At 65.9% G+C, this 3,094-nt stretch carries 3 protein-coding genes and 1 pseudogene; 3 read left to right on the forward strand and 1 reads right to left on the reverse strand.

What is annotated here, in order from left to right:
* The 3 genes from EOA79_RS31045 to EOA79_RS31055 form a co-directional block, all read left to right on the forward strand.
* On the forward strand, positions 1 to 650 hold a 650-nt coding region (locus tag EOA79_RS31045; RefSeq protein ID WP_164894034.1), incomplete at its 5' end, for an ABC transporter ATP-binding protein.
* Positions 651 to 681: 31 nt separating this feature from the next.
* On the forward strand, positions 682 to 2,067 hold the full coding sequence (locus EOA79_RS31050; RefSeq protein WP_067326030.1) for an FAD-binding oxidoreductase: 1,386 nt from the start codon (positions 682 to 684) through the stop codon (positions 2,065 to 2,067).
* Between the two features lie 105 nt (positions 2,068 to 2,172).
* On the forward strand, positions 2,173 to 2,529 hold the full coding sequence (locus tag EOA79_RS31055; RefSeq protein ID WP_067326033.1) for a cupin domain-containing protein: 357 nt from the start codon (positions 2,173 to 2,175) through the stop codon (positions 2,527 to 2,529).
* Between the two features lie 34 nt (positions 2,530 to 2,563).
* On the opposite strand, the pseudogene EOA79_RS31060 reads toward EOA79_RS31055, so the two are convergent.
* A pseudogene (locus EOA79_RS31060) lies at positions 2,564 to 3,094 on the reverse strand (MFS transporter); the annotation flags it as partial.

The following is a 3,094-nucleotide window of genomic DNA, read 5'->3' on the forward strand; positions in this document are numbered from 1 at the left end:
GGCCAAGGGTTTCCGCCCCGCCGCTGCTCCTCATGGACGAGCCGCTCGGCGCGCTCGACAAGAAGCTGCGCGAATGGCTGCAGCTCGAGATCAAGCGCATCCATCGCGAGCTCGGCACCACCTTCGTCTATGTCACGCACGACCAGGAGGAGGCATTGGTGCTGTCGGACCGCATCGCCGTGTTCAACCGCGGCCGCATCGAGCAGGTCGGCACTGGACGGCAGCTCTATGACGAGCCGGCAACGCTGTTCGTCGGCCGCTTCATCGGCGACTCCACGGTGCTGCGCGGCGAAGCCAGAAGTGACGGGACCGGCACTGCGCTGACCATCGCCGGCGAGACGGTCGCCGCGCCGCGCCGGCTTGCCGGAGAAGCCAGCCCGGTGATGCTGCTGCGGCCCGAGAAACTTGCCATTCGCCGGCCGGGGCAAGCCGACGGCAAGAACCGCCTGGCGGGAACGATCGCCGAGGCGATCTATCTTGGCTCGGGATCGAAATACGAAGTGAAGCTCGGCGACGGCTCGACCGCGATCGTGCGGTCGCCGCTGACGGGCGAGAATTTCGCCCTCGGCGAGAACGTGGAACTCTGCTTTGACGGCGCCGACGCCAAGCTTCTGCCCGACGACAGCACGGCAGACACGACGCTCACCTGATCCCTCTCTCCGGTCTCCTGGAAGCCATCCCATGCAAGTCAAGCGCAACGGCGACATCTCGTTCTGGTATGCGGATCTGGGCGCGGTCCCAAGCCCGCGTCCGCCCTTGCCCGGCGACATCGAAGCCGATGTTGCGATCGTCGGCGCCGGCTACACCGGGCTCTGGACCGCCTATTATCTGAAGAAGGCGAAGCCCTCGCTTCGCATAGTCCTGCTCGAACGCGAATTCGCCGGCTTCGGTGCCTCGGGGCGCAATGGCGGCTGGCTTTCGGGCGGCTTCGGCTGGTCGCGCGAAAAATATCTAAAGACCTCGACCCGGCAAGCTGTCAGCGCCATGCAGGCAGCGATGGCGGGCTGTGTCGACGAGGTGATCCGGGTGGCGACGGCCGAAGACATCGACGCCGACATCCGCCGTGCCGACAATCTGACGGTCGCCACCAATGCCGCACAGCTCCAACGTGTGCGCGAGGCGTGCGAGACGATCCGCTCCTGGGACGCCGACCCCGAGCGCATCGAATTGCTCGACGCTGCAGCCACACGCGCGCGCATCAATATCGCGAATGTCATGGGCAGCTTCGTCATCCACGGCCAGGCGCGGGTGCAGCCGGCCAAGCTGGTGCGCGGGCTGGCGGAAGCGGTCGAGCGGCTCGGCGTGCCGATCTACGAAAAGACGACCGTGACGTCGATCGCCAAGGGCAGGGTGGCCACCGACCGTGGCACGGTGCGGGCGGAAACGATAATTCGCGCGACGGAGGGGTTCACGGCCGGCATTCCCGGGGAAGAGCGGACATGGCTGGCGCTCAACAGCGCGCAGATCGTGACCGAGCCGCTGCCACAAGAACTCTGGCGCGAGATCGGCTGGGACGGGCATGAGCTCCTCGGCAATGCGGCGCACGCCTATTGCTATGCCCAGCGCACGCGCGAGGGCCGTATCACCATGGGCGGACGCGGCGTGCCCTACCGCTATGGCTCGCGCACCGACGTCAACGGTCGGACGCAGCAGGCGACGATCGACCAGCTGCACACGATCCTGACGACGCTGTTGCCGCAGACGGCCGGGTGCCGCATCGACCACGCCTGGTGCGGCGTGCTCGGCGTGCCGCGCGACTGGTGCACGACGGTCGGCCTCGACCCCAGGACGCGCATCGGCTGGGCCGGCGGTTATGTCGGGCTGGGCGTGTCGAGCTCAAACCTTTCGGGGCGCACGCTTGCCGATCTGATCCTCGGCAATGACACGGATCTTACGCGACTGCCCTGGGTCAACCGCAAGGTCAGACCCTGGGAGCCGGAACCGTTCCGCTGGCTCGGCGTCCACTCGATGTACCAGCTCTACCGCATCGCCGACCAACGCGAGGCCGCCGGGCTCAATTACACTTCGAAATTGGCCGCCCTGGCCGACAGCATCACAGGCCACTGAGACGGTTCGGCGTTCGCCGAACCGCTCTAACTCTTTGTTTTCGCGCAATTCCGGACGGAAAACCATTGCACTTTCCTGGAATTGCTTTTGACACTGGAGCCTATCTTGATCGACCTTTCGACCTTCCGCGACCTCGCCACGGCCGATATCGGCGCCTTTTCACCGAAGCCGACCTCGATCGAAGGCGATCAGGTCGAAGCGGTGCGCTCGTTCTTCCAATCGCCGGACGGGACCGTCGATATCGGCATCTGGGAATGCACGCCCGGCCGCTTCACCGCCGACCGCTCGGGTTCATCCGAGATCTGCCACATCATCTCCGGTCGCGTGGAAGTGAGCCGCGCCGACGGCGAGATGCGTGAGCTGGGGCCTGGCGATCTGCTCGTCCTGCCGAAGGGCTGGAAGGGCGAGTGGCTTATTCATGAGACGACGCGCAAGCTCTATATGATCCACAGCGCTGGCTGATCGGAACTAGATATTCCGGGCCAAAAGACGCGGGTTAGTGATCGATCGGCCCCTTGGGCGAGACAAGGGCCGTGCCGGCGGTGGTCGGGCGTTCGATCATGCGGCGCACACGCGGCGGGTTCTCGCCGCTGTGCAGCGCGCGGATGCGCTCGCCGACAACGGCGTCGGCATGGGTGGCACGCCGGTTGTGGCGGATATACTCGACCCAGGTCGGCGTGTGGTAGTGTTCGATCCAGATGCCCGGATTTTCGAGATCGCGGGCGAGCGTCCAGTTGCGGGCGCCGTCGCGGCGGCGGAGCGGCCACGCTCGGCCATGGTTGCGAGGAATTCCGGCACGTCCTCCTCGCGAATGATGTATTCGATCATGATGGCGATCGGGCCGCTGCGCGGCTTCAAATCGAGCGCCAGCATCGGCTCCTTGAACCGGTTGAGCGGATCGAGGTTGAGAGCGGTGTGCTGCGGCAGCGGCAGGATCAGGCCGATGCCGCCACCGACGAGCATGGTGACAGCGGCAACCATCAATGCAGTCTCCGCGCCATGGGCGTCGGCGACGACGCCCCAGATC

This window comes from Mesorhizobium sp. M1A.F.Ca.IN.020.03.2.1 (assembly GCF_004023205.1).
Lineage (GTDB): Bacteria > Pseudomonadota > Alphaproteobacteria > Rhizobiales > Rhizobiaceae > Mesorhizobium.

Bases quoted from the DNA above. Each gene is read 5' to 3' on its own strand.
- EOA79_RS31050 (WP_067326030.1), top strand. From the start codon at position 682: ATGCAAGTCAAGCGCAACGGCGACATCTCGTTCTGGTATGCGGATCTG.